Source organism: Actimicrobium sp. CCI2.3, from assembly GCF_035019065.1.
Taxonomy (GTDB): Bacteria; Pseudomonadota; Gammaproteobacteria; order Burkholderiales; family Burkholderiaceae_D; genus Actimicrobium.
On the sequence record NZ_JASJWR010000041.1, the window covers coordinates 1 to 23,094 of the forward strand.

Annotated in this window: 26 protein-coding genes; 8 read left to right on the top strand and 18 right to left on the bottom strand. The window is 58.0% G+C overall.

Features of this window, described 5'->3' with window-relative positions; all coding sequences use genetic code 11:
• The 3 genes from QN370_RS18450 to QN370_RS18460 all read right to left on the bottom strand — a co-directional run.
• A partial coding sequence (locus tag QN370_RS18450) for a polymorphic toxin-type HINT domain-containing protein (RefSeq protein WP_323581766.1) occupies nucleotides 1-1,044 on the bottom strand: 1,044 nt, incomplete at its 3' end.
• A complete protein-coding gene (locus QN370_RS18455) occupies nucleotides 1,035-1,931 on the bottom strand; it encodes a TadE family protein (protein ID WP_322128364.1) in 897 nt (298 codons plus the stop codon). The genes QN370_RS18450 and QN370_RS18455, both read right to left, overlap by 10 nt.
• A gap of 133 nt (nucleotides 1,932-2,064) precedes the next feature.
• Nucleotides 2,065-2,325, bottom strand: a complete 261-nt coding sequence (locus QN370_RS18460) for a hypothetical protein (protein ID WP_322128365.1) — start codon at nucleotides 2,323-2,325, stop codon at nucleotides 2,065-2,067.
• Between QN370_RS18460 and QN370_RS18465 the strand changes: the two genes are divergently transcribed.
• On the top strand, nucleotides 2,324-3,619 hold the full coding sequence (locus QN370_RS18465; protein WP_322128366.1) for an acetyl-CoA hydrolase/transferase family protein: 1,296 nt from the start codon (nucleotides 2,324-2,326) through the stop codon (nucleotides 3,617-3,619). The two genes, QN370_RS18460 and QN370_RS18465, sit on opposite strands and share 2 nt — an antisense overlap.
• A 43-nt stretch (nucleotides 3,620-3,662) precedes the next feature.
• Here the strand turns inward: QN370_RS18465 and QN370_RS18470 are convergent, their stop codons facing one another.
• From QN370_RS18470 to QN370_RS18480, 3 genes are all read right to left on the bottom strand, one after another.
• Nucleotides 3,663-4,628: a hypothetical protein gene (locus QN370_RS18470; protein ID WP_323581767.1), complete on the bottom strand. Its 966-nt coding sequence runs from the start codon at nucleotides 4,626-4,628 to the stop codon at nucleotides 3,663-3,665.
• Nucleotides 4,629-5,000: 372 nt separating this feature from the next.
• Nucleotides 5,001-6,011, bottom strand: coding sequence for a 2-dehydropantoate 2-reductase (locus QN370_RS18475; protein WP_322128368.1), 1,011 nt, complete (start codon nucleotides 6,009-6,011; stop codon nucleotides 5,001-5,003).
• On the bottom strand, nucleotides 6,008-6,814 hold the full coding sequence (locus QN370_RS18480) for a YoaK family protein (RefSeq protein WP_322128369.1): 807 nt from the start codon (nucleotides 6,812-6,814) through the stop codon (nucleotides 6,008-6,010). The genes QN370_RS18475 and QN370_RS18480 overlap by 4 nt, the downstream gene beginning before the upstream one ends.
• Nucleotides 6,815-6,888: 74 nt before the next feature.
• Between QN370_RS18480 and QN370_RS18485 the strand changes: the two genes are divergently transcribed.
• Both QN370_RS18485 and QN370_RS18490 read left to right on the top strand, forming a co-directional pair.
• Entirely contained in the window at nucleotides 6,889-7,398 is a 510-nt protein-coding gene (locus QN370_RS18485) for a DNA-deoxyinosine glycosylase (protein ID WP_322128370.1), read from the top strand.
• A gap of 24 nt (nucleotides 7,399-7,422) precedes the next feature.
• Nucleotides 7,423-8,250: a methyltransferase domain-containing protein gene (locus QN370_RS18490; protein WP_322128371.1), complete on the top strand. Its 828-nt coding sequence runs from the start codon at nucleotides 7,423-7,425 to the stop codon at nucleotides 8,248-8,250.
• A gap of 51 nt (nucleotides 8,251-8,301) precedes the next feature.
• Here the strand turns inward: QN370_RS18490 and QN370_RS18495 are convergent, their stop codons facing one another.
• On the bottom strand, nucleotides 8,302-9,921 hold the full coding sequence (locus QN370_RS18495) for an ABC transporter substrate-binding protein (protein ID WP_322128372.1): 1,620 nt from the start codon (nucleotides 9,919-9,921) through the stop codon (nucleotides 8,302-8,304).
• 199 nt (nucleotides 9,922-10,120) lie between these two features.
• On the opposite strand from QN370_RS18495, the gene QN370_RS18500 reads away from it, so the two are divergent.
• Nucleotides 10,121-12,178 (top strand): M13 family metallopeptidase, encoded by a 2,058-nt coding sequence (locus tag QN370_RS18500; RefSeq protein WP_322128373.1) that lies wholly within the window; start codon nucleotides 10,121-10,123, stop codon nucleotides 12,176-12,178.
• 100 nt (nucleotides 12,179-12,278) lie between these two features.
• On the opposite strand, the gene QN370_RS18505 is transcribed toward QN370_RS18500, so the two are convergent.
• Entirely contained in the window at nucleotides 12,279-12,695 is a 417-nt protein-coding gene (locus QN370_RS18505) for a CesT family type III secretion system chaperone (RefSeq protein WP_322128374.1), read from the bottom strand.
• Between the two features lie 162 nt (nucleotides 12,696-12,857).
• Here QN370_RS18505 and QN370_RS18510 point away from each other — a divergent pair, with 162 nt between their 5' ends.
• From QN370_RS18510 to QN370_RS18520, 3 genes are all read left to right on the top strand, one after another.
• Nucleotides 12,858-13,310 (top strand): CesT family type III secretion system chaperone, encoded by a 453-nt coding sequence (locus QN370_RS18510; RefSeq protein WP_322128375.1) that lies wholly within the window; start codon nucleotides 12,858-12,860, stop codon nucleotides 13,308-13,310.
• Between the two features lie 125 nt (nucleotides 13,311-13,435).
• Complete coding sequence (locus QN370_RS18515; protein WP_416172181.1) at nucleotides 13,436-13,735, top strand: type II toxin-antitoxin system RelE/ParE family toxin; 300 nt, start codon at nucleotides 13,436-13,438, stop codon at nucleotides 13,733-13,735.
• A gap of 1 nt (nucleotide 13,736) precedes the next feature.
• Complete coding sequence (locus QN370_RS18520) at nucleotides 13,737-14,042, top strand: addiction module antidote protein (protein WP_322128377.1); 306 nt, start codon at nucleotides 13,737-13,739, stop codon at nucleotides 14,040-14,042.
• Between the two features lie 231 nt (nucleotides 14,043-14,273).
• On the opposite strand, the gene pcaD is transcribed toward QN370_RS18520, so the two are convergent.
• Nucleotides 14,274-16,364 carry a 3-oxoadipate enol-lactonase gene (pcaD, locus tag QN370_RS18525; protein ID WP_322128378.1) on the bottom strand — a complete coding sequence of 697 codons (2,091 nt, stop codon included), beginning with the start codon at nucleotides 16,362-16,364 and terminating at the stop codon, nucleotides 14,274-14,276.
• Between the two features lie 93 nt (nucleotides 16,365-16,457).
• Between pcaD and QN370_RS18530 the strand changes: the two genes are divergently transcribed.
• Nucleotides 16,458-17,243, top strand: a complete 786-nt coding sequence (locus tag QN370_RS18530) for an SDR family NAD(P)-dependent oxidoreductase (RefSeq protein WP_322128379.1) — start codon at nucleotides 16,458-16,460, stop codon at nucleotides 17,241-17,243.
• An 11-nt stretch (nucleotides 17,244-17,254) separates the two neighbouring features.
• Here the strand turns inward: QN370_RS18530 and QN370_RS18535 are convergent, their stop codons facing one another.
• From QN370_RS18535 to fdh3B, 9 genes are read right to left on the bottom strand one after another with little or no spacing between them, the layout of a single operon-like run.
• Complete coding sequence (locus tag QN370_RS18535; protein ID WP_322128380.1) at nucleotides 17,255-18,067, bottom strand: substrate-binding domain-containing protein; 813 nt, start codon at nucleotides 18,065-18,067, stop codon at nucleotides 17,255-17,257.
• Between the two features lie 20 nt (nucleotides 18,068-18,087).
• Nucleotides 18,088-18,762, bottom strand: a complete 675-nt coding sequence (locus tag QN370_RS18540) for an energy-coupling factor ABC transporter ATP-binding protein (protein ID WP_322128381.1) — start codon at nucleotides 18,760-18,762, stop codon at nucleotides 18,088-18,090.
• Entirely contained in the window at nucleotides 18,759-19,448 is a 690-nt protein-coding gene (locus QN370_RS18545) for an ABC transporter permease (protein ID WP_322128382.1), read from the bottom strand. Before QN370_RS18545 ends, QN370_RS18540 begins: the two co-directional genes overlap by 4 nt.
• Nucleotides 19,449-19,472: 24 nt before the next feature.
• A complete protein-coding gene (locus QN370_RS18550; RefSeq protein ID WP_322128383.1) occupies nucleotides 19,473-20,321 on the bottom strand; it encodes a formate dehydrogenase accessory sulfurtransferase FdhD in 849 nt (282 codons plus the stop codon).
• Between the two features lie 6 nt (nucleotides 20,322-20,327).
• Nucleotides 20,328-20,717, bottom strand: a complete 390-nt coding sequence (locus QN370_RS18555) for a DUF4399 domain-containing protein (protein WP_322128384.1) — start codon at nucleotides 20,715-20,717, stop codon at nucleotides 20,328-20,330.
• A 55-nt stretch (nucleotides 20,718-20,772) separates the two neighbouring features.
• On the bottom strand, nucleotides 20,773-21,054 hold the full coding sequence (locus tag QN370_RS18560) for a hypothetical protein (RefSeq protein ID WP_322128385.1): 282 nt from the start codon (nucleotides 21,052-21,054) through the stop codon (nucleotides 20,773-20,775).
• Between the two features lie 13 nt (nucleotides 21,055-21,067).
• The gene (locus QN370_RS18565) at nucleotides 21,068-22,192 is read right to left on the bottom strand and encodes a formate dehydrogenase subunit gamma (protein ID WP_322128386.1); all 1,125 of its coding nucleotides are present in this window, start codon (nucleotides 22,190-22,192) and stop codon (nucleotides 21,068-21,070) included.
• Between the two features lie 22 nt (nucleotides 22,193-22,214).
• Nucleotides 22,215-22,451 carry a hypothetical protein gene (locus QN370_RS18570; RefSeq protein ID WP_322128387.1) on the bottom strand — a complete coding sequence of 79 codons (237 nt, stop codon included), beginning with the start codon at nucleotides 22,449-22,451 and terminating at the stop codon, nucleotides 22,215-22,217.
• Nucleotides 22,448-23,074, bottom strand: coding sequence for a formate dehydrogenase FDH3 subunit beta (gene fdh3B / locus QN370_RS18575; protein ID WP_322128388.1), 627 nt, complete (start codon nucleotides 23,072-23,074; stop codon nucleotides 22,448-22,450). The genes QN370_RS18570 and fdh3B overlap by 4 nt, the downstream gene beginning before the upstream one ends.
• Between the last annotated feature and the right edge of the window lie 20 nt (nucleotides 23,075-23,094).

Here is a 23,094-nt window from a genome sequence, read left to right on the forward strand (position 1 = left end):
AACCCCACCCGCCCCAACAAAATAACTCTCGGTCCCCGCGACACTGAAGTTGTACACCTGCAGCGGCAGCGCAACGGCGTCATTGCGCAACACCAGCGCATCGCCGTGCTGGCCCGCGATGACGTCGTCGTCGGTGATGGTGCGCGCTTCGGTCCAGCCCTTGCCTTGCACCCAGAGCGGGTGTTCGTCGGTCAGTTTGAAGGTGTCGAACTCGGTTTGCAGCAGCCGGTAGCTCGGGGCGATGCGGCCGAAGGTGCGGGTGACGGTTTGCGGGTGATCGGCGTAGCTGCGCTCGTTGCGTGAAAGAACTTGCTGACCGATGGCGATCTGCTCGATCGGGAGTGGCCCCTGCGCCGTCAGCACGAGCGTCCCTGCAGCGAAACTGGCGCAGCCAAAGTCGTGCTTGACGGCGGCGACCGCCTCGGACAATTTGCCGGTGTATCTGGTTAGCCGTGTCGCCAGCTTGAGCATGATGACGGGGCTGACGTAAGTGCCAATGACTTTGCCCATGTCGTAGGCACTGCACTGGGTCGCGCGGGTGATGGCATCGATGGCTTCCTGGCCGAGCAGTTCGGCCAGTTTCAGCAAGGTGCCTTCGGGGTCGTTGTAAAACGCCTTGCCGAGATCGATCAGGCCCAGTACGACGTCATCGACATTGCCAATCAGGCTGAACAAGTCGCCGATCTGGTCTTTCAATCCGGTCAGCAAGCCCTTGACGAATTCATAGCCATAGACCAGCCCGTTCTTTACCTCGCCCCAGGCACTGCCCCAGAAACTCTGGTCGGCATCGCTGGCACCCTTGTTGTCGGCACCGGGCGTCGTCTTGTCGCAGACGTCTTCAATGAAGCGGCAATGGTTGGCCTCGGCCCAGGCTTGCCTGGCTTCCTTGCTGGCAAAACAGACTGGCGGCGGATTGCAGATTTGCCAGACCGGCGTGGCGGCCTGCGCCAGCGGTGCGATACCGTGGATCAGACTCATCATCACCAGCAGGACGATGACGACCACGCGCTGCAAGGCGGTGCGCCGCAGGAAGGTCATAAGCATGGCGGCTCCGGAGTCGGTTCAGGGCTGGCGGGCGGCGGCTCGGTGCAAAAGGCGCTGCCGCAATCCGGCGCGGGTCCGGCTGGCGCGGATGGATCACCGGGGTCGTTCGGATGTCCGCCCTTGCCGGGACCGGGTGTCGAGGCATTGCTTCCTTCGATGGCGTCCGACTGCATCTGCACCGTGACGTGCGTGACCACCGGGATGCGACCGGCATCGATGAGAGCCGATGCCGCCGGGTCGGTGCCGTTGTCCTGCCACTGCAGATAGCGGGTGTAAAGCCGGCCCACCAGCGGCACTTGCGGCCGGTAGCCCATCGTGATGCGCAACTTGAGCAGATTGGCGTCCTGGATGTTCTGGCCGGATCGCGGCAGGATGACGCTGGCCGGTTTGAACGATTGGCCGCTATTCGGAATCACATGCCGGCTGTCGGGCAAGCGATAGCGTGCCTGCAATGCCGGGCTGTTGAAGTCGGTAAAACTTTCTGCGGTGGGATTGAGGATGTCGATGCGGGCATTGGACCGGACGTCGCTAAGTGCACGATCGAACGCGGCTTGCAATTGGCCGGGCGAAGTACCGCCGCCGTAGATCGGCACGAGGGCGCTGGCGTAGGCGGTTTCGATGCTGCCAAGGCTGGCGTTGGCGACACTGCCGGCGCGTGCCGCCATGAAGCTGGCGTGGTTGTACTGGTTCCTGGTGAAAGACAGCAAGCCGACCTGCAGCATCGACAAACCGGTCATCATCAGCAGCGGGCCGATCACCGTGAATTCGATCACAGCCGAGCCGCGCGGCTTGCGCGGAAGGATGCGGATTGCGCGGGCTGTACGGCTCGCTCGGAGCGTGGTTGGTGTCATCGATGGTGGCAAGTTGGAACCGGCAGTAGCGATCACTACTACGGGTTACAAGATGCTATCGACGACTTGCGCGCGACACCACGATTTGGTCAAGTTACTGTGCTGCTGGCAATTTCGGCGCGACACTCTCCAGCGAAATCCAAGCGCGGCAGCATTGCGGTCGCCAATATCACGCGACGGCTTGCCTGGCCAAACCCCTTGCCTGCGTCATTTCAACCAAGGACTCAACAAGGGCAGCAAGGTGATCCTCGACTTCGACGGCACAGATATGGCGGCGTCGGCCGCTACCGGTTACCGATCGTGTAAGGTGCAAGAAAGAAAACAACCGCATAATGTCTGGCAATCCCATCCGGTAACCGGCACATTCATCCAGCACGATCACCGCCGCATTCTCGCCAAGAAGAAAAAGGCCCACCTCAGGAGACAGCATGTCCGCACAAGAGTCTTATCGCAGCAAGCGCACCACCGCCGAAGCGGCTATCCGTCTGATTCGCCATGGCGATGCGGTCATCGTGCCGACCGGTGTCGGCGAGCCACCGACCCTGTTGACGGCGCTATCGGAACACCGACGCGATTTTCAGGATGTGAAGGTGCTGCAAATTCTGGCAGTGCGCAAATACGGCTACTTCGATCCGGAGACCGCCAGCAATGTGCGGCACGCGGCACTGTTCTTCGGACCGGCGTCGCGCGCGGCCGGGCAAGCCGGTTGGGCAGACTTCATCCCGAATTATTTTTCCGAAATCCCGGCCATGATCCGGCAGGGCCAGGTTGCCGCCGACGTGGTGCTGTCGATCGCCTCACCGATGGACGAGCATGGTTATTTTTCACTCAGCCTCGGTACCGATTACACGATGGCAGCAGTCGAGAAGGCCCGCGTCATCGTGCTGGAAGTCAATCCGAACGTGCCGTTCACGAATGGCAATTGCCACATCCATATTTCGCAAGTCACTGCCCTGGTCGAAAGCGATGAAGCATTGACCGAAGTCGGCATGCCGGTCATCGGTCCGGTCCAGCAAGCCATCGGCAGTTATGTTGCCGACCTGATCGACGATGGTTCGACACTGCAGATCGGCTACGGCGGGATTCCTGATGCGGTGGTGCTGCAACTGAGCGCCAAGAAAAACCTTGGTATCCATTCCGAAATGATCGGCGACGGCATCCTGTCGCTGGTCGAAAGCGGCGCGGTCGATTGCAGCAAGAAGACCTTCATGAAGGGCAAGATTGTCGGCACCTTCGTGCTCGGTTCACGCAAGCTTTACAAGTTCATCGATCGCAATCCGATGGTCGAAATGCATCCGTCAGACTTCACCAATGACCCGTATCTGGCCGGCCAGAACAACAAACTGGCCGCCATCAATGCGACCCTGCAGGTCGATCTGCTTGGCCAGTGCGGCTCTGAAAGCCTGGCGTCAATGCCGTACTCCGGCACCGGCGGCCAGAGTGATTTCGTGCGCGCGGCCAATCGTTCCGAAGGCGGCAAGGCCTTCATCGTCGTGCCTGCCACGGCCAAGGGCGACACGATTTCACGCATCGCGCCGGTACTGTGTCCGGGCACGCATGTCAGTACCAGCAAGAATGATGTGAACTACGTGGTCACCGAATTTGGTGTCGCCCAGCTGCGTGGCAAATCAGGCAGCCAGCGGGCACGCGAAATGATTTCCATCGCCCATCCGGATTTTCGAGCTGAACTGACGCAGGCCGCCAAGAAGATGGGGTTGTTATAGACAACCGACTCACGAACCTGCCCGTGGCGGCGACAGCGGCGGATTACGCATCAGCCAGCACTCCAGCCAACTCGCCCGCCGCGATTTTCTGATCGACCAGCTCCATGATGCGTTTCTTGTGTTCGATGCTGACATCGTGGAGGTAGGAATTGATGCCAAGCGTCTTGCTGCGGTGATTGTCAATGCCGACCGTTCTTTTGGATCGCATGAAGTTTTCCAGCGTCGTCAATTGTCCTTTGCTATCCCTGATGGGCAACTGGAGATTCGCCATCGATTGCTCGGTCACAAACTTCGTGCACTGTGCGGTAAAGCACAACTCCTCCGGCATTCTGAAAAGATAAAAATTGTGAACATTCAGCTCCGGCACAACGAACCGGGACACGCTTCGCACCGGTGCCGCTGGCTCCTCGACGACCTTGGCATTGACCTTGGCATTGATCTTATCAACCAGATCGTCCACCGTGAATGCACGGCAAAGTATTTCAAACGCATCGGTGATGCACGACTGCGCATCGGCCTGACGGGTACCAACATTCAACATGACTTTGCAATCCGGAAAACTTAGTCCCGCGCGGCGATACCCCTTGGTCATGGAACCCGAGTTTGAGTCAAAGATCAGTACGTACTTGACCTCATCCTTGCGCACGAAGAGCACCGGAATGGCATGTTGCTGGCCCAGCGTCAGGATCACTCCCACCGGACCCGGTTGATGGAAGATGTCAGCGGGAAGTGTTTTACTGAAAAGCGCCAAACGCTTGGTCCGGCTAAACAGCGGCTCGTCGTATTTTTGCTGGTCCTCGATGCGCAGATCGTGCCCGGTCCTCGCGACAAAATCGTCGACCAGCAGCGCCAAGCCCTTCGGGGTCGGCTGGCAAATCATCGGTTCGACCATCACATGGTTGATGTTTTTCCTGTACCCCGAGCCGATTTCGCGGAAGTAGTCATCATATTTGCCGGACTCGTCTTCGCGGTCCTCTTCGGACTCCATCGAAGCAGCAGCCTCCAGCACATTGATCGCAGCAAGCGGATTTGACGGGACAGTGATGTGACGGTTTTTTACGGCGTGGGCACCGCCCGACAAGGCACCGGGGAAGGTCCGCGTCGGCACAAGAGCGCATGGCGATGCCAGCGCATCGGGCGACGTGATCGGAAAATGCAGGGAGGCGCGGCGTATTTTTTCCATTGGTGGATTGACCTGTGTTGATCATGAAGGAAACCCGCCATCCATGACGGATCAGTGTCGCCACGGCACCGGGAAGCGGCTGCAGATCACGCGCGGTTCCAAGCGAGAAAGGACAGGAGGACCGGACCATGGACCACCTTGAGTAACCATGGCGCTTGCGAAGTTCCATACCGGCGGCACTCGGCATGCTAAACGCCATTACGCCCGATGCAGGGCCTGCAATAACGCAATACCGTCCCATTGCCTCGCCGCGCCGTTTTCTGCTTCTCGCACCAGTTCCACCAGCAACCGGTTGGCTGGCGCAGCCCGGCCAAGCGAGGCGGCCAGGGCCACCACGGCCCCGTTGAGGTAAGCGATTTCGGTCTGTCGCCCGGCCTGCAGGTCTTCCCACATCGACGAGCGTGCCTCGGGGTCGATGCGCAACATTTTTGCCGCGATCCGTTTGAACAACCAGTCCGGCAAGCGCAACAGCAGCGGCAATCTGCGTGGCGGGATGGCCGCGACTTGCACAGGAGCGATTCCGGCGGCGTCCAGCATGGCCAGGGCTTCGTCAATCAACAGTGCGAGGCAGCTTCGCCAGGCACGTTGTGACAACTGGGTTTTCAGGGGTAAGCCGGACAGCGCATTGAGCGGATTATTCAGGTTCAGTAGCAGCTTGCCCCACTGCACTTCGAGAAAGTCGGTGCGCTCGATCAGCGGCAAGTGAGCGCTGGCAAACAAGGGCAACCAGGCCGCCAGCAGTGGCGAGGCCTCCACCATCAACTCGCCTTGCGTGCCGCGATGCAATCGTCCGTCATCGGTTTGCACGACATTGAAAGGCACCATGCCGCCCAGCACTTCCCTGTCAGGCAACAATTGCCGCAACGTGACGACGTTGCCTATGCCATTCTGCAAGCTCAGGACTGGCGCGACCGGATTGGCATGCTGAAGGATGAGTCCTGCCGCAGCAGCGGTGTCGCTGCTCTTGACAGTGAGCAGGATCAGGTCGGCGCTGGCCAGTACGTGCGGGTCAAGGTGATAAGGGACATCGCTGCCCGCAAGACGCACTTCGCGTTGCTGCATGTCGGACAGCATCAGTCCGTGTTGCAGCAGGCGTTGGCGCATACGCTCACGTCCGATCAGGACCACGTCGGCACCCGCATCGAGCAGAGCGCCACCGACATACGTGCCGATCGAACCACTGCCCAGCACCACGAGTCGCCTTGTCATGGTTCAGGCGTTTTATCGGCGTCGACCGGCATCGATGGTTTGAGTATCCGCAAGTTCGGCAAGTGCGGGGCGATGTCGTCGAACATCGGAATGGCCGCCATCACCAGCAGCACTACCGCCAACGGCAGCGTGGCGCTAAAGCCCATATGCTTGAAGCCGAAGGCCCCGACCACGCCACCTACCAGGAACATACTCAGGATCAGGCTATGTATCCCAAGTTTGTCACGGTCGGCTCGCACCAGACTGCTGGTACCGTCCTTGTGCCGGCGATTCCAGTAAATCAGCTTGCCCAATTCGATGCCCAAGTCCGTGACCAGACCGGTGACATGCGTGGTGCGGATCTGGGCTTGCGACAGCTTGGTGACGATGGCATTTTGCAAGCCCATGATGAAACACAGCACCATCACGGTGATCGGCAAGATCACACTCACATAGGATTCAAGGTTCGCGCCCAGCAAACCGAACAGCAGCAGCAGGATCGCTTCGAGCGCAAGAGACGTCGCGTATTCACTGTACATCTGCCGATGCCGGGCCCAGTTGATCAGGATCGCCGTCGTGGCAGCACCGGAAATGAAGGCAATCAACGCACAGAAGCCGGCAAACACCATCAGGAAATTACCCAACACAAACTCATCGGCAATCATCGACACGATCCCGGTCATGTGCGATGTGTATTGCTGGACCGCCAGAAATCCACCGGCATTGACCGCTCCGGCGACGAAGGCCAGGACCGCACCGAGCTGACGATTAGCGCGACGCGTGCGAACGGTGCCGGTGAGATTGCGCAAGAACGGGACTGGCATGTCGACCCTGAAGAAATAAGTTAGCCGACAGTGTAACGCCAGCCAGCGCTGCGACTGCCGCCTATACTGCGTCAATGAAAAATTTGCCTGACAAGGATACGCGTAGCGGGTTGCTCGGCGGTCTATCCCCTGTCCTCGACAGCACAACCCGCATCCTGATTCTCGGCAGTTTTCCGGGTGTCGCTTCGCTCGCCGCAGGCCAGTATTACGCGCATCCGCGCAACCAGTTCTGGCCGCTACTGGCGGACGTGCTTCAGCAACCGCTGGCTGCCATGCCTTACCCGGAACGGCTGCAATACCTGCTCTCACAGGGCATCGGTCTGTGGGACGTGATCGACAGTTGCCAGCGCCGTGGCAGTCTCGATAGCGCAATCCGTGATGCGCGCGCCAACGACCTCGTCCGCTTGCAAAGCGACTGCCCGCAACTGCGCCGGGTCTGCTTCAATGGCAAGACCTCGGCTAAATTTGCAACCGAGTTTATGGCATGCGGCATCGACACGCTGGTGCTGCCATCCTCGTCACCAGCCAATGCCATGTCAAGCTTTGCGCAGAAACTGGCGCACTGGCGCGGTATCATCGCGTAACTTTTTTCAGGTAGCGAATTCACCATGCTCATCAAACGCAAGTCCATCGAAGCCCAGGCCAATCACAAGATCGGCCCCGGCAAAAAACCCTTCGTCGCGCCGGTCTCGAAACCGCCACGCAAAATCCGATACGCGCCGGTCACCTTGTCCGAACAGGACGGCGTGCGCTTTCTGCATTTTGGAACCGAGTGGGTGCAAGGCGCGATGCGGCTGCGCAAACCCGACTGGCTCGAACTGGAATACGCACAGCAAATGATGGCGTGGATGCTCTTCATCGACAACCCGGAGCACGTGGTGCAACTGGGACTGGGGACCGGGGCGCTGACCAAGTTCTGTTACCGCACCTTTGTCGAAACCCGGGTCACTGCGGTCGAGCTCAATCCGTCGGTCATCACCATTTGCGAGACGATGTTCAAGATGCCGCCGGAAGATCATCGTCTGCGCGTGCTCGAAATGGATGCCGATGACTTCGTCAATGATCCTGCGAACCTGGAGTCGGTCGATGCGATGCAAGTCGATTTGTATGACGCGACAGCCAAGGGACCGGTGCTGGAATCAGCCGAATTTTATCAATCCTGTGCGGCTTGCCTGCGCCCGGACGGCATCATGACGGTCAATCTGTTTGGCGACCATCCCAGTTTCAATCGCAACCTGAAGGCCATGCGGTTTGTTTTTGATGACGTGATCTGTTTGCCGGAAGTCCATGAGGGCAATGTCGTGGTCCTGGCATTCCGGCGACGACGCCAGATCGACTTTGCCGAGCTCGATGCACTGGCCGCGACCGTGGTGGCGCGCACCAAGTTGCCGGCCAAGAGCTGGGTCAACGGGATCAAGCAGTGGGTGGAGAAATAACGCTGCTGGCAAGTTGGGCACAATAAAGTTGTGCCCAACTTGTTGTGGACCTTACTTCGCCAGATCAACCTTGTCGAAATAATGATGCGCGGTCGCATCCATCTTGAAGCCGATCACTTCCTTGCGTACCGGCGTGAAGCGGACCGAATGGGCGATCTCGATGAGCGGCGCTTCTTCATGGACGATTTCCTGGGCGCGCTCATAAAATTTGGCGCGCTCGGCCTGCACCGACGTTGCCTTGGCTTTTTGCAACTGGGCCTCGAAATCCTTGTTGCACCAGCGCGCCACGTTGCCGCCACCGGCAACCGCATCGCAACCGAGTAGCGGACCAAAGAAATTGTCCGGGTCGCCGTTGTCGCCCGACCAGCCAAACATCATTGCCTGCTGCTCGCCGGTCTTGCTGCGCTTGCGGTACTCGCCCCATTCATACGTCACCAGTTTGGCCTTGACGCCCACCTTGGCCCAATCGGCCTGAATCAGTTCGGCCATGCGCTTGCCATCCGGGTTGTACGGACGGCTGACCGGCAGATACCACAGATCGACTTCGGCACCATTCGGATAACCGGCCTTGGCCAGCAAGGCCTTGGCCTTGGCAACGTCGTACGGATAATCGACGATCTTGTCGTTGTACGACCAGAGCATCGGCGGGATCGGATTCTTGGCATTTTGCCCGGAACCCTGGAACACGGTTTTGAGGATCGATTGCTTGTCGACTGCCATCGTCAATGCCTGGCGAACGAGCTTGTTATCGAAGGGTTTTTTCTCGACATTGAAGGCGATGTAACCGATGTTCAGACCTTCCTTGGTCAGCATCGTCAAGGCAGGATCCGCTTTCATCAAGGCGATGTCGGCCGGTTTCGGGAAGGCCATCACATGACATTCGCCGGCTTTCAGCTTGGCGTAGCGCACCGATGCATCCGGCGTGATGGCATAGATCAGATTATCGATTTTCGGACGGCCACCCCAGTACGCATCGAAGGCCTTGTAGCGGATCACCGCATCCTTCTGGTACGACACGAACTGGAACGCGCCGGTGCCGATCGGCTCGCGATCGACGATCTGCGGTGTGCCGGCGGCTTTCATCTTGTCGGCATATTCGGCCGACTGCACCGAATTGAAATCCATGGCCAGGTTGGCGAGGAACGGCGCTTCCGGATGCAGCAACTTGAAGCGGACCGTCATCGCATCGACCTTTTCGATCTTGTCGACGATCTTGTTCATGCCCATGTCTTCAAAATAGGCGTAGGTCGTGCCCGGCGTGTTCTTGTGGAACGGATGCTGCGGGTCGGCCATGCGGTTGTAGGTGAACACGATGTCATCGGCATTCATGTCGCGGGTCGGCTTGAACTTGGCGCTGCTGTGAAACTTGACACCCTTGCGCAGCGTGAAGGTATAGCTCAGGCCATCGGGTGCGATGGTCCATGATTCGGCCAGGCCAGGGACGATGTTGGTGGTGCCGGTATCAAATTCGACCAGCCGGTTAAACATCGGTACCGACGAGGCATCCATCGTGGTGCCGGTGCTGAAGAATTGCGGATTAAATCCTTCGGGGCTGCCTTCGGAGCAAAATACCAGCGTCTTGGCCGCGCTTGCGGTTGTGGCAAATCCTGCCGACGCGCAGAACATTGCAATCAGGCTGGCCTTGAGGATCAATGTGCGTTGTTGCTTCATGCAGCTTTCTCCAGTTTTGTAGTGGGGGATCACGGACCGGGCGAACGATCAGCCAGCCCGGACATGCGCCCTATTCTGCAGCATAAACCGAGGCACGGGGAACCGGTTCCATCTACCCGGCTACTGACTAGCCAGCTATGGTAAATTCTTTCCCTTGCTTTGCCGACCACTGGCAAAGGAATCCAAAAGGAAAACCTCCATGAATCGTTATCTGGTGAACGCGCTTTATCTCAGCATGGCCGCCTCTGCCTCGACAGCTATCGCTGCCGATGTTCCTGCGACAATAACAACGACGCCAGCACAACAGGCCTCCGGCATCGACCTGCAATACATCGACAAGGGTGTGCGCGCCCAGGATGATTTTTTCAAATACACCAGCGGCAAATGGCTTGCCACGACGGACATCCCCGCCGACAAATCGAGCTGGGGTTCGTTCGCCAAATTGCGTGATGACACGCTGCCGCAACTGCGCGCCATCATCGAAAACGCCGCCAAGGAGTCCGGTGGTACAGCGGAGACCCGCAAGATAGGCGACCTCTACACCAGCTACATGGATGAAGCAAAGCTGGAAGAACTCGGTCTGAAACCGCTGCAAGCGGAGCTCGCAAAGATCGCCGCGCTAAAAGACAAGAAAGAAATCCCAGCCCTGATCGCGCACCTGAGCGAACTTGGTGTGAACACGCCCTATGGCTTTGGCATTCATCAGGATGCCCGCGATTCGACCAAGTACGTGGTCGATCTGGCCCAAAGTGGTCTTGGCCTGCCAGATCGGGATTACTACCTGAAACCGGACGACGCCAAGCTTGTTGCGGCACGCGCGAAGTACCAGGAATACGTGCAGACGTTGCTGACGATGTCGGGCGACAAGGCCGCTGCTGCCAGTGCGCGCGATGTGCTGGCACTGGAAACCGCACTGGCCAAAGTCCAGTGGACCAATGTCGAAAACCGCGATCCGATCAAGACCTACAACAAGCTCGACTTCACCGAACTCGCTGCGCTGGCACCGAAATATGACTGGAAGTCGTATCTGAGCGCCGCTGGCATTGATGGCAAGGTCAATTACGTGATTGTCAGCCAGCCGAGCTATCTGAAAGGCTTCAACACGGTCTTTCAGAAGACCACGTTACCGGTCTGGAAAAAGTACTTTGAAACCCAGCTGATCAGTCGCTACGCCGGCATGCTGTCGAAGCCGTATGTCGATACCAATTTTGCCTACAAGGGCACGGCGCTGCGCGGCATCCCCGAGAACGAACCGCGCTGGAAGCGTGGCGTGATGCTGGTCGAAGCGTCGCTTGGCGAAGCCGTCGGCAAGGTCTATGTGGCGCAGCACTTCCCGCCAGAGCGCAAGGCGCGCATGGAAAAGCTGGTGCAAAACCTGCTGACAGCGTATCGCCAGAGCATCGAGACCATCGACTGGATGAGTCCCGAAACCAAAAAGGAAGCGCAAATCAAGCTGGCCAAGTTCACACCGAAGATCGGTTATCCGAACAAGTGGAAAGATTATTCCGGCGTGCAGATCAGCAAGGATGATCTGGTTGGCAACGTCATGCGCGCGACCACTTTTGCGAATCAAGTCGAGTTGAACAAACTGGGCAAGCCGATTGATCGCGACGAGTGGGGCATGACGCCGCAGACCGTGAACGCGTACTACAACCCGGAGCTCAATGAAATCGTGTTCCCGGCGGCGATCCTGCAACCACCGTTCTTTGATGCCGATGCTGACGACGCGGTCAATTACGGCGGTATCGGTGGCGTGATCGGTCATGAAATCAGCCATGGTTTCGATGACCAGGGCGCCCAGTACGATGGCGATGGCAATCTGCGTGACTGGTGGACCAAGCAGGATCATGAGAAATTTTCTGCCAAGACCAAGATGCTGGTCGCCCAGTACGATGCGTTCTCGCCGCTGCCCGGTTATCACGTCAACGGTGCCTTGACCCTCGGTGAAAACATCGCCGACAACTCCGGGTTGGCCATTACGTACAAAGCCTACAAGCTGTCGTTAGGTGGCAAGGAAGCACCAGTCATCGACGGCCTGACCGGCGACCAGCGCTTGTACATGGGCTGGTCACAAGTCTGGCGCGCCAAGTCGCGTGACGCGCAAACCATCGTGCAGATCAAGACCGACCCGCACTCGCCGGCGCAATATCGCGCCAATGGCTCGCTATCGAACCAGCCAGGTTTTTACACTGCGTTCGGTGTCAAGGAAGGCGACAAGATGTATTTGCCTGCCGCGCAGCGCGTCATTATCTGGTGATGTGATTGCTATGCAGTGATGCTGTGCAGTGATGCTATAAAACCGCCTTGCCACGCCATGGCCAGGCGGATTCAGCGGCCTCTCTGGCGACCTGAAAACACTAGTCTCGTCGAGCCACTGGCGTCAGAAAATACGTGCTCTGCCATTCTTTGACTTTGCCGATAAACGTCAGCATCGTACTGCGCAGCTTCGCGGGCGAGACGTCGTACAGTGGCATCTTCAGCAGGTACACCACCCTTCCCGATGCCGGCGAAACGCAAAACCCCGGGCCATCACCGCAATAGCCCGCATGATTTTCCTTCAGCAATGCCCGATAAATCGCGGTCTCGTTTTTTAGCGGCGCAGTGCCGAACACGATACGTAAATGCAGTGCGTCGACGGCAATGTCTTCTTCGTACAGGAGCGAGAACTCGACGCCATGCAGTTCCATCGACTCGCCCTCCAGCAGACGGTCCGGCCAGTGGTCATCTTCGACCTCGCAAAAGGCCCGGACCAGGGTTTCAAAACGGTGTCTCATCGGATCTCCATTACGCAATGATGCCGAGATAAGTAACCGGAAAGACAGCCCGGTTCCTGCGCCTGCATTGGCACCGGGAGAATGGAACCAAGCGAACACAGCGCACACCTACTGCCGTACCCGCAGCAAAATCCACTCTGCAACCCGGCACGCAAGGACACCATGCATTCCGAATTCAAACAGCTCGTCGAGGGGCTGTGCACCCTGACCGGATATACGGCCCCCCAACGCATCATCGATGGCGGTGGCATGACGATCGAGGACGTTACCTTTACGCTGATGCACAAGCCCACTGTCGATCCCGGGGCACTGTTTCTGCATGCGGATTTCGGCCCGTGCGACCTCGAAGAACAGGCTGCTCTGTATCCGCTGATACTGCAGGAAAACATGATGCTGCTCAGCACCCGAGATTGCACGTTCAGCGTGTCGCCGACCACGGAGTGCGTCGTCCTGATCGAGAAAATTTCGTTGGCGGATCACACGCCCGACACCTTGCTGGTCCTGCTGCGCTCCTTGACGCGCCGGATTAACTACTTCAACAAGCACCACCGCGCTGACCACATCGGTTCCCGACGACGGTTTCTGCGCAACGCAGAGCTACGTGCACCGCGGTAGAAAATAGTTTATGCACTTTTTTTTGATTGTCCGTGTGGTCCTGGCTTCATCTTTTTGTTGGCCACCTTGTTGTTTGTACCGCAGCGCTATTTGACGGACTGTATCCGATCGATTACACTTTGACTATGACGTACACCGTAAAGCGACTAGAAGCATTCTCTGTCTGGCTCAATGGGCTGAAAGACGACATGACACGTCAGCGCTTGATTAAGCGCTTGCGGAAAGTGCAGTTAGGGAACTTGGGGGATACGGAGACTGCAGGAAACGGCGTGTATGAACTGCGCGAACACTTCGGTCCAGGCTGGCGCATGTACTACGTCCAGCGGGGAAGCACAATCGTCGTGATGCTCGGTGGGGGCAGTAAGGCGACGCAACAAGCGGACATCAGCAAGGCAATTGCACTATCCAACACTTTGGAAGACTGACATGAGCAAAAAAATTAAGATTTCTGATATCCCCGATTTCGATGCTGCTGAATATCTGCAAAGCGATGAGGATATTGCAGCGTACCTAACAACCGTACTCGAAGAAAACGATTCTTCATTGCTAGCTGCGGCGCTTGGAGATATTGCACGGTCACGTGGAATGACTCAAGTGGCGAAGGATTCTGGCATCACGCGAGAAGCGCTGTACAAAGCGTTACGCCCTGGTAGCGAACCGCGATTCGATACGATTAGACGGGTATGTGCGGCATTCGGCGTGCGCCTGATTGCGCAGGCAATACATACTTGAAAAGAAGCACAAAATCATTTAAACACCGGAGGACAATAGCCTTTTTCAGGCAGATACGCATCGAATAAGCGACGTGTCCGAGCCGCACGAAATGCTTGTACAGAAATTGCCTTGATATCTTTAGCTCATGCGCCTTCTGCTTCACTCTCTCCACTTCAGGAAATATTTCGCTCTCATCATATTGCCGGAATGACTTGTAGGATTTAACAACGGCGCATTCGGAATCCGCCACTAAGAGATCGATGCATCGGCCAGCAAAAAATCGATCACCTCGGCGTTAAAGCGCTGCGCGACTTCCCGATTTGGCAAATGTCCGGCATTGAGTTCGACGTAGCACGCACCATTGATCTGCGCTGCCAGTCGGCGCGTCTGTGCTGGCGGTGTCATGCGGTCGCGCTTGCCGCCAATGACAAGGGTTGGCACGTTGATGCAGGACAGGCTGTCGCGCAAGTCCATGTCGCGTATCGCGGTGCAAGCGGCAATCAATCCGGTGGGTGACGTCTGCAGCAACATCTCCCGCACCACACCAACCTGATGGGCAGCATGACGTTCGAAGTCGCGGGTGAACCAGCGGTCGATCAGGAGCGGGATGATCGCCTTCACACCCATCTGGCGAACTTGCTCGATCCAGCCGTCCCAGACCGAGGGCGGCCCCAGCAATGGGGCTGCATTGGACACCACCAGTCGCTCGATGCGCGCCGGATGGTGGATTGCCAGCCAGAGCGCGGTCATGCCACCGAGTGAACTGCCGCAACAATGGGCACGCGCGATGCCGAGATGGTCCATCAGGTCAATGACGTCTTCGCTCAAGTCGGCCAGGGACGCCGCGCCATTTCGCATTACCGACTTGCCATGACCACGCGTGTCGTAACGCAGTATGCGGAAATGCTCCTGCAACACTGGCATCTGCGGTTCCCAAATATCGAGTGACGTCCCCAGCGCGTTCAACAGGATCAACCAGGGTGCATCGACGGGTCCGTCAATGCGGTAATGCAGCGGTATCTGGCCAGCAGTAAATAGCATGGGAGTTTGCGCGGGAGCGGCAGGCAGGCCGGAAAACTCCTGCCAGGTGTGCAAGACGCGATCGACAAAGCTCGCCGACTGGCCGCTGTAACTGGCTGGTTCAAGCAAGCGATCAAGCTCGCGTGCACTGAAATGCAGACTGACCACACCGTATTGATCGAGCACATCACGCAGTGCCTGATCGCTATGTGCCGCTTGCTCGCTGGCCTGGGCAACCAGCGCATCGGCAGACTGCCGACCGATCTTGCGAGCAAGCGCCAGCGTCAGTGGCTCGGCCAGAATGCGTCCGCGTGTCAACGCTAGATTAGCCTGCATACGCCCGGCGTCGACCTTCATGCTGCTGGCTTGCACCTGTAATTGTTCCAGCGCAGCGGCACAGAGCACTACGATCTGCGGCAATATCTGCGCAGCAGCATCGCCATCCTGATCGATCTGACCCTCGTGATCAGGCAACATCACGGCTAGCATCGCAGCGACCAGCGCCGGAACCTGCTGCGTTGCGGCCAGCGTGGACGACCAGCCAATCGAGGGCATGACCGGAAAAGCCAGCTCAGCCACTTCAGTCTGGTTGAGCAGAATCATGTCATGGGCGATCTTGCCGAGAGAGGCTGCCAGCAAACCCAGCGTTGTGGCCACCTCGGCAAAACGATCGCGCTGACCGTGCCACGGCATGTCAGGCAGACTCAGTTTTAGCGTCGCCGCCAGTGCGCTGGCCACCGGCAGTGCCGCATCACCAAGACTGGCCAGCGTGCCCGTGGTGCCTCCGAACTGCAGCATCAGCAAGCGCGAGCGCAACGTCTGCAGACGCTGTTGATGGCGGAGCAAGGCATCGAGCCACCCGGCAGTTTTGAGGCCGAAAGTAATCGGCAAACCATGCTGCAATCCGACCCGCCCGACTTGTGCCGTATGCCGGTGACGATCGGCAAACTCTGCGAGTACGGCAACAAATCGGGCGAGGTCTGCCTCGATACCATCGAGCGCCACGCGCAATTGCAGCACTAACGCGGTATCTGCGAGATCCTGCAAGGACATGCCCCAATGGACGTAATTGGCAGCCTCGGCATCGCGCTCGGCCACTGCAACGGTCAGTTGTCGCACCACATCCTGGGGCAGATCCGTCGAGATCAGATCACGTCGGCAGCAGTCAGCGATCTGGGTTGCGCAGGCCGCGCTAATGACGCCATGCTGCGCCAGCGCACCGGCCAGGGCGGCTTCGATATCGAGCAAGGTCCGGATCCGGTTGTGTTCGGCGAACGCCGATTGCGACGGGCTGGTCAATTCAGCATCGGCAGGGTTCATGATGACGAACAGTCAGTGGTTGAAAAAAAAGGTTGTGGCTGACGTGCTAGCATCCTTGCTGTTTCTCCACGCTTATCTCACACCGGACTCATCATGACTTCCCCTGCCACGAACCAATTATTTGCCACTCTCGACGAACCGGCACAAGTGCTCGTCATCGGGGCCTCGGGCGGAATCGGCCTGGCGCTCACGGCGCAGTTGCTGGCACACCCCCGGGTTGGACACGTGACCGCAGCAGCGCGCCATGCTGCAGATTCGGCCGAACTTGCCGAATTAAAAACGCGTTACCCAACCCGACTTGCTCTTGTTTGTGCCGACATCACCGACAGCACCAGTCTTCAGTCTTTGGCGGCAGGCCTGCCTGTTCCAACCCTGCATCTGGTTATCAATGCGACGGGCTTGTTGCATGGGGCGGCACTGTCACCGGAGAAATCCCTGTCCGCTGTGACCGCCGACAACCTTCAGCGCGTCTTTGCCGTCAACGCCTTCGGCCCCATTCTGCTGGCACAGGCAATGCTGCCCTTGATGCGGCACAACACATCGTCAGTCTTCGCGTCGTTATCGGCGCGGGTTGGTTCGATCGGGGATAACAAACTCGGTGGCTGGTATGCCTACCGGGCCGCGAAGGCCGCGCAGAATCAGTTGCTGAAAACTGCGGCAATTGAATGTCGTCGCACCCATCCGCAACTCAGCATCCAGTTGCTGCATCCGGGCACGGTTGATAGCGCGCTGTCGCGACCATTTCAACGTGGTGTGACAGAGGGAAAATTATTCGATCCGGCGCGTGCTGCAGCGCAGCTGCTGGCCGTGATCGCGACGGCAACGCCCGGCAATAGCGGGCGTTTTGTCGCATGGGATGGCACCGAAGTGCCCTGGTAATGCCGTCCTGACTAGCGTTTTGCCGAAGGAAAAAACACCTGCTGTCCGTCTACACGAAATGCCGCGATTTCTGCCTGACCAGCCGGCGAGGTAATCCAGTCGATGAGCTGGTTGGTCGCCTTCTGGTTACTATCCGGGAACCGCGCTGGATTGACAGCAATGATGCCATAGGGATTGAACATGGACTTGTCGCCTTCGACAGCAATGATCAGTCCCGTCTTGGCGCGATAGGCGCTAAAGGTTGCGCGATCAGTCAGCGTGTAAGCCTGCAATTCGCCCGCCATCGTTAGCACTTCACCCATGCCGCGTCCAGCCGATACATAGGCGCTGCCTTGTGGTTTGACGCCAGCCGTTTTCCAGTACGCCTGCTCCATCTGTTCGGTACCTGAATTGTCGCCGCGTGAGACAAATTTGGCTTTGCTGGCGACCACTTTTTTCAGGCTGCCGACGATATCCTTGCTGCCAGCGACACCCGCCGGATCGCTGGCCGGGCCGACCAGGATGAAGTCGTTGTACATCACGTCCTGTCGATTGACACCGTAGCCGTCAGCAACAAACTTGTCTTCTGACAAGCGCGCGTGCACCAGCGTGACATCGACATCGCCATTTTTGGCCAACTCCAGCGCCTTGCCCGTGCCCACTGAAATGACTTGTACTTTCACATCGTATTTTTTTTCAAAAACGGGCAGCAGGACCTTGAGCAAGCCGGAATTCTCGGTGCTGGTTGTCGTCGAGAGTTTGAGAACTTGCTGTGCTGACGCCAGTGGAGCAACAGCGCCCGCGAGCAAGACGACGGATAACTGCAGGACGAGACGACGGATCATGATGAGACCTTTCAGGGTGGTTAATCGTTACGCATGGCGGGTTCACGCATTGTTAGCCGGCCATCCTTGAGTTTCAAGCGCCGCACACCAGGCAAGCCGATCAGGTCACGATCATGGCATGCCATGATGACGCTGCGCCCCTCCGCCAGCAGGGTCGGGATCAATCCGATGACTTGCTCGCGCGCGGGACCGTCGAGATTGGCGGTAGGCTCATCGAGCAACAGCAGTTGCGGTTGCAGCACGCGCGCGCGGGCCAGTGCGACGCGCTGCTTCTCGCCGCCTGACCAGTGCTGCGGTTGCGTACCATGCAGGTGCAGGATGCCTGCCCACTCCATGGCCTCGGCCACGCGCTGTCGTAGCGCCGCTTTGGCGACACCGCGTGCGGCCAGGCCATACCCGACATTGGCTTCGACCGTGGTCGAAAACATGACCGGATGCTGATGCACGTAAAGGATGGCATCGCGCAACGGTGCCGGGTACGGAGAGAGAGTGACCGGCTTGCCCATGAAATAGGCAGACTCGATCCTGGCCGCCTGCAGTCCACAGAGGATACGCAGCAAGCTGCTCTTGCCGGAGCCATTGGCACCGGTCAGCACGTAGGCACTGGAAGGAGCAATGTCAAGGTGCTCAATATCGATCAGCAACCGTTCGCCAAAGCGCAGTTGCAACCCGTCGATTGTCAGCAGCGCGCTCATCGAGTATCCCCTTGCAGCAACAGCAGCGCGGCGTTGATAGCCAGGGCGATGGCGATTAACACCATCCCTAGCGCGATACCCTGTGCGAATTCACCCTTGCTGGTTTCGAGTGCAATAGCGGTCGTGATGGTCCTGGTTTCACCCGCGATGTTCCCGCCGACCATCATCGCGCAACCGACTTCCGATATGACCCGGCCGAAACCATTGATAATCGCGGCCATCACGCCAAAGCGTACTTCACGCAAGACAGTCCACATGACCCGCCAGCGCGATGCCCCGAGCGTGGTCGCGGTTTCAGCGAGACGTGGGTCGGCAGCCTGCACGGCTGCCAGCGTGAAAGCGACCAGCACTGGCACGGCAATGAGCACTTGACCGACAATCAATCCCGCTTGCGAGAATAGCCAGCGCAACTCACCGGCTGGTCCGCTGCGCGATAACAGCAAATACAGCAACAAGCCAATTAACACCGTCGGAATGGACAGCGACACTTGCGCAAGCCAGATCACCACACGGCGTCCGGGGAACAGCTGAGAGGCCACGAGATAGCCAATCAGCACCGCGCACGGCGTGGCGATAAGCAAGCCAATCACGGAAGTGGATACGGACACCCAGACGATGCGCCAGAGTTCCGCATCGCCAGAAAAGAGTAGCGAGAACGCGGCCAGCGTTGCGTCGATCAGCGACACGACACGGACATCAATGCCATCAGCCTAGGCAACCTTCAATGTGCCATCAAATAGTTCGGGCTCGAACACCAGGCGCTCCTTACCTGTCAGTAACAGGAAATGCTTGCCGCTACAGCGCGCCAGCAAGGCCATGCCTAACTGCTCGGCGACCATGTGTCCCATTTGGGTCGTGCCGGAGCGCGACAGCAGGAATGGAATCCCCATCTGCCCGCCCTTGATGACCATCTCGGAAGTGAGCCGTCCGGTGGTGTAAAAAATCTTGTCGTCGCCGGCCATGCCATCGAGCCACATTCGCCCGGCGATCGCATCAACGGCATTGTGCCTGCCAACATCTTCGACGAAATACAGCAACTCGCCCTCTGACGTGAACAACGCACAGCCGTGCACCGATCCAGCCTGCTTGTAAATTGATTGCTGGGTCCGAATCGTGTCGACAATGCGGATCAGCACTGATTGCTTTAACTTCGCATCCGGCGAGAGCCGAATCGCCGCGACATCATCCATCAGTCCGCCGAACACCGAACCCTGGCCGCAACCGGTTGTGACGACCCGCTTGGCGGTCCGTGCTTCGATGTCATCGATGCCATTGCGAGTAGTGACGGCAACGGCTTCGACATCCCAGTCCACCTGCACCGACACCACATCCTCGAGTTGACGAATGAAGCGCTGGTTGCGCAAGTAACCCAGCGTCAATGCTTCCGGTGCACCGCCGAGCGTCATCAGCGTCACGAGTTCACGCTTGTCGACATACACGGTCAGTGGCCGTTCGGCCGGGATCGAGATGAGCGAGACACGGCCGCGTTCGTCCGTGACCTCGACTTCACGGGTCAGGTCGACATGCGCATTGGTCAGTTGGGGACGGTAGCGGGTCAAAATGCGTTACTTGACGTTGACGGTGATCGTTTTGCTCAGCGGTTCACCGTAGGACTGGTGTGCACCATTGGCAAATTGCAGCGTCAGCTTGTACGTACCAGGCTTCAGTGTGACTGTCGCTTCGGTCTGACCTTTGCCAAAGTGGATGTGCGTTTCATCGAAAGGCACAGACTCGCCGGCTGGAATGGCCGTGGCGTTGATCAGCAAGTGGTGATGCCCGCTGGTTGGTGACAATTCACCGGCCGGCTTGACTTCCATGCCCTCAACGGCAAATTTCACCGGAAAGGTGGTCGGCACCGTTGCGCCGTCCGCAGGCTCAACGAACGACACCGAAGCAGCGTGAGCCATCGATGACAACAGCAATGAGGCAAGCAAAAAAGAGAGATTTTTAATCATCGTATTTCCTTATTTTTTGACAGGTTCTTTGTTCCAGGACGGCGCGTTTGCCACATCAGCTCTTGGCAGCCACCTTGGTCGCCACGTATGGACCAGGATTAGCGCAAGCTGGCAGGCCTTCTACCGGCTTGCTTGCGGGCGCCTTGGTTTTAAAATAATACGTTGCTGTTTTGTCCTGCGCCAGACATAACTGGTAGGACGCAATGTTGGCAGACCACGCCGCTTTCGCCTTGACTTCGTCAGCCTTGGCGACAGCTTCGTCGCTCGGCGCGGGTAATTTGGCCATGGCAATACTGGCAAACAAGATGCCGACGGCGAGTGCAATAATTTTTTTCATGGTGATTTCCTGATCAGGTTGCACTGCTTGGCTGCGGCGCATGACTGCGCTCTGCCGCTTCTTCGGTACGATTGCGCGGCACCTTGCCGGCTTCGATATCGGCATACCACAAATCGTGATGTTCCTTGGCCCATGCGTCGTCAACATAACCCGTTCGCATTGCCTTGTACGCACCATCCATGCCGATACTACCGATGTAGATGTGACCCATAGCCATCGTCGAGACCAGTACGGCGGCGACCAGGTGAATCACGTTGGCGATCTGCATGACGCTGCGCGGATAGTCCATGCCGGGTACGATTTTATTGAGCACAAAACCAGAAGCGCTAATGATCAGACCCAAGCCGACAACACCTGTCCAGAACCACATTTTCTCGCCAGCGTTGAAGCGACCTGACGAGGCGTGCTTGCCGCCAAACATGCCACCCAGCCGCAACAACCATTGCAGATCTTCCTTGGCAGGGAAATTGTCTTTGACGAAGATGATGAAGGTCACCACGATCGACACGGTAAACACGGGTCCGGCAAAGTTGTGTGCGTTTTTGCAGGCGAACGACAGCCAGCCATAAAGCGTATGTCCGAACACTGGCATCAGGATGTGTTTTCCGAACAGGATGGTCAGTCCGGTCAACGCAAGCAGCACAAAACTAATTGCCGTACTCCAGTGCGCAAGCCGTTCAATCGACGTGAATCGTTCGATGAGCCGTCCGGTTGGTGTGGCCTTGAGCTTCACCGGACCGGCAATAAAGTACACCGCCGCCACGCCGATGGCTGCCAGCAGCAGCAACCATCCGCCGATTTGCGTTAGTGGTCCGTTGCGATACAACCGCCATGCTTCGCCGGCCGTTGTCGCGCGCGCCTGACCAGGAAATTGCTGCTTTCCCTGGATGAGCACACCGGATTCCAGCGCAGGAAGGCTCGAATAATTCTTCGTTCCTTCTTTGATCGTGCGGAACACCGGTGCCGAATTGCCAGGCTGGTCGCGGGTGCGTTCGGCCTGGTTTTGTTTCAGGATATCAATAGACTCGATACCCCCTGTAGTTGACGATGCTGGCGCATCTTGCTGCGCCAGCGCCGACCCGATGACAGCGGTCGTCAGTAGTAAGCTGACGACCAAGCGTGCAATCCCCTGTTTCATGATGGCTCCCGTCGCTGCGAAATTAATTGGTTCTGATGTATTCGTTCTGGTTTTGAGCGCGGGCGCGCAACTGCAATTGCCATTTCTCCTTGTCGCCCTTTTCCCAGCCCTTGGCCGCGTAGCGCGTTGCTTCGCCCTGCCACGGTTTGCCATCCGGCTTGCTGGCAGAGCTGCTCATTTCCTGACTTTTCTCACCACAGCCAGCCAGTGTCAGCAAAGCGACCGCTGACACGATCAACGCAATCCGCGCGCGCATCATGGTTTCCCCGCTGGAGCTTTGGCTTGCGGGTCATGCGATTTGCCATAAGCGGTGCCCCAACCCCACACTTCGCTTCCTTTGCCACGATGTACTACCCGGGTACGGAAAATATCGGCAATCACATCACCATCGCCACCCAGCAAGGCCTTGGTCGAGCACATCTCGGCACAAGCTGGCAGTTTGCCTTCGGACAAACGGTTACGGCCGTATTTCTCGAACTCTTCTTTCGAGCCATCTTCTTCGGGACCACCGGCACAGAAGGTGCACTTGTCCATTTTGCCGCGCAAACCAAACGTACCGTTCGACGGGAATTGTGGTGCGCCAAACGGACAGGCGTAAGCGCAATAGCCGCAACCGATACAGATGTCCTTGTCATGCAAGACCACACCTTCGTCAGTGCGGTAAAAACAGTCCACCGGGCAAACTGCCATGCATGGCGCATCGGAGCAATGCATGCAAGCAACCGACATGGATTTTTCCTGGCCGACGATACCGTCATTGACGGTGATAACGCGGCGGCGGTTCACGCCCCACGGAACTTCGTGCTCATTTTTACAGGCGGTCACGCAACCGTTGCACTCGATGCAACGCTCGGAATCACAGATGAATTTCATTCTTGCCATGGTGTCTCTCCTGATTTCTG

What these genes read in the sequence shown, in the direction of transcription:
- QN370_RS18465 (WP_322128366.1), top strand. Translation starts at nt 2,324, where the DNA reads ATGTCCGCACAAGAGTCTTATCGCAGCAAGCGCACCACCGCCGAAGCG.
- QN370_RS18460 (WP_322128365.1), bottom strand. Translation starts at nt 2,325, where the DNA reads ATGCTGTCTCCTGAGGTGGGCCTTTTTCTTCTTGGCGAGAATGCGGCG.
- QN370_RS18475 (WP_322128368.1), bottom strand. Translation starts at nt 6,011, where the DNA reads ATGACAAGGCGACTCGTGGTGCTGGGCAGTGGTTCGATCGGCACGTAT.
- QN370_RS18480 (WP_322128369.1), bottom strand. Translation starts at nt 6,814, where the DNA reads ATGCCAGTCCCGTTCTTGCGCAATCTCACCGGCACCGTTCGCACGCGT.
- QN370_RS18485 (WP_322128370.1), top strand. Translation starts at nt 6,889, where the DNA reads ATGAAAAATTTGCCTGACAAGGATACGCGTAGCGGGTTGCTCGGCGGT.
- QN370_RS18490 (WP_322128371.1), top strand. Translation starts at nt 7,423, where the DNA reads ATGCTCATCAAACGCAAGTCCATCGAAGCCCAGGCCAATCACAAGATC.
- QN370_RS18495 (WP_322128372.1), bottom strand. Translation starts at nt 9,921, where the DNA reads ATGAAGCAACAACGCACATTGATCCTCAAGGCCAGCCTGATTGCAATG.
- QN370_RS18500 (WP_322128373.1), top strand. Translation starts at nt 10,121, where the DNA reads ATGAATCGTTATCTGGTGAACGCGCTTTATCTCAGCATGGCCGCCTCT.
- QN370_RS18505 (WP_322128374.1), bottom strand. Translation starts at nt 12,695, where the DNA reads ATGAGACACCGTTTTGAAACCCTGGTCCGGGCCTTTTGCGAGGTCGAA.
- QN370_RS18510 (WP_322128375.1), top strand. Translation starts at nt 12,858, where the DNA reads ATGCATTCCGAATTCAAACAGCTCGTCGAGGGGCTGTGCACCCTGACC.
- QN370_RS18515 (WP_416172181.1), top strand. Translation starts at nt 13,436, where the DNA reads ATGACGTACACCGTAAAGCGACTAGAAGCATTCTCTGTCTGGCTCAAT.
- QN370_RS18520 (WP_322128377.1), top strand. Translation starts at nt 13,737, where the DNA reads ATGAGCAAAAAAATTAAGATTTCTGATATCCCCGATTTCGATGCTGCT.
- pcaD (WP_322128378.1), bottom strand. Translation starts at nt 16,364, where the DNA reads ATGAACCCTGCCGATGCTGAATTGACCAGCCCGTCGCAATCGGCGTTC.
- QN370_RS18530 (WP_322128379.1), top strand. Translation starts at nt 16,458, where the DNA reads ATGACTTCCCCTGCCACGAACCAATTATTTGCCACTCTCGACGAACCG.
- QN370_RS18535 (WP_322128380.1), bottom strand. Translation starts at nt 18,067, where the DNA reads ATGATCCGTCGTCTCGTCCTGCAGTTATCCGTCGTCTTGCTCGCGGGC.
- QN370_RS18540 (WP_322128381.1), bottom strand. Translation starts at nt 18,762, where the DNA reads ATGAGCGCGCTGCTGACAATCGACGGGTTGCAACTGCGCTTTGGCGAA.
- QN370_RS18555 (WP_322128384.1), bottom strand. Translation starts at nt 20,717, where the DNA reads ATGATTAAAAATCTCTCTTTTTTGCTTGCCTCATTGCTGTTGTCATCG.
- QN370_RS18560 (WP_322128385.1), bottom strand. Translation starts at nt 21,054, where the DNA reads ATGAAAAAAATTATTGCACTCGCCGTCGGCATCTTGTTTGCCAGTATT.
- QN370_RS18565 (WP_322128386.1), bottom strand. Translation starts at nt 22,192, where the DNA reads ATGAAACAGGGGATTGCACGCTTGGTCGTCAGCTTACTACTGACGACC.
- QN370_RS18570 (WP_322128387.1), bottom strand. Translation starts at nt 22,451, where the DNA reads ATGATGCGCGCGCGGATTGCGTTGATCGTGTCAGCGGTCGCTTTGCTG.
- fdh3B (WP_322128388.1), bottom strand. Translation starts at nt 23,074, where the DNA reads ATGGCAAGAATGAAATTCATCTGTGATTCCGAGCGTTGCATCGAGTGC.